This window comes from Empedobacter sp. GD03739, from assembly GCF_029843245.1.
Taxonomy (GTDB): domain Bacteria; phylum Bacteroidota; class Bacteroidia; order Flavobacteriales; family Weeksellaceae; genus Empedobacter; species Empedobacter falsenii_B.
In genome coordinates, this window is sequence record NZ_JAOCHX010000108.1 from 1 (window position 1) to 984 (window position 984).

1 protein-coding gene is annotated in these 984 nt (G+C 28.8%); it reads left to right on the forward strand.

Features of this window, described 5'->3' with window-relative positions:
• Positions 1–218: 218 nt before the first annotated feature.
• Positions 219–980 (forward strand): subclass B1 metallo-beta-lactamase BMHC-1, encoded by a 762-nt coding sequence (locus N5E64_RS15615; protein WP_119059468.1) that lies wholly within the window; start codon positions 219–221, stop codon positions 978–980.
• The last annotated feature ends 4 nt before the right edge of the window (positions 981–984 follow it).

A 984-nucleotide genomic window follows, 5' to 3' on the forward strand; every position in this document is an offset into this window, starting at 1 on the left:
AGTATTGCCAAAAAAGCGGGGTTGAAGGAATTCTTTGAGCGTTTTGGCAAAATATCCGCAAAAAATTTTCCCTTTTCCAAAGAAAAATTGTAACTTTGAAAAAGGGAAAAATTTTTGCTTCGGGAAGTGTTTCTTTTTAAATCTCTGTTATAAAAAGCCCGCTTCTTCGGCAATACTTTTCCCGTTAGCTGTAATTCTACAAAAATACCGTTAAATAAATGAAAATTAAGACATTAAATACTTTACTATTATTATTCATTTCGTTTTTTATATCGAACTGTAACTCGCAGAAAAACGTTTCATTTCAACCCAAAGTTGTTTATAAATCTAAAAATTTAATAATAACACAGATTTCTAAAAACGCATTTGAGCATACCTCGTTTTTACAAACAGAAAGTTTCGGAAATGTTCCTTGCAATGGTTTAATTGTGAGAAAGAATAAAGAAACAATAGTATTTGATACACCAACAAATGATCTGAGTTCTGAAGAACTAATAAAATGGATAAATCAAGAACTTCATTCCAAAATTAATGCGATAATTCCAACACATTTCCATGATGATTGTTTGGGAGGACTAAAAGCATTTCATAATCACAAAATCCCTTCTTATTCATACACTAAAACCATAGAATTAGCCAAAATGAATAATTATGAAATTCCAAAAAATGGATTTAATGATTCCATAATTCTAAAAGTTGGTAACGAAAATATTAGTGCAAAATATTTTGGAGAAGGTCATACAAAAGATAATATTATTGGTTACTTTCCAAGTGAAAATATAATGTTTGGTGGTTGTCTAATAAAAGAACTTGGAGCAAGCAAAGGATATTTAGGTGATGCAAATATTTCAACTTGGTCAAATACAGTAGAAAAAGTGAAAAAAGAATATCCGGATGTAAAAATAATAATTCCAGGACATGGAGAATTTGGAAATAGTAAATTATTAGATTACACAATTAACTTGTTTAAAGCTGAATAAAAAG

Excerpts from the sequence above, each read along its gene's own strand:
- N5E64_RS15615 (WP_119059468.1), top strand. The coding sequence starts at position 219 with ATGAAAATTAAGACATTAAATACTTTACTATTATTATTCATTTCGTTT.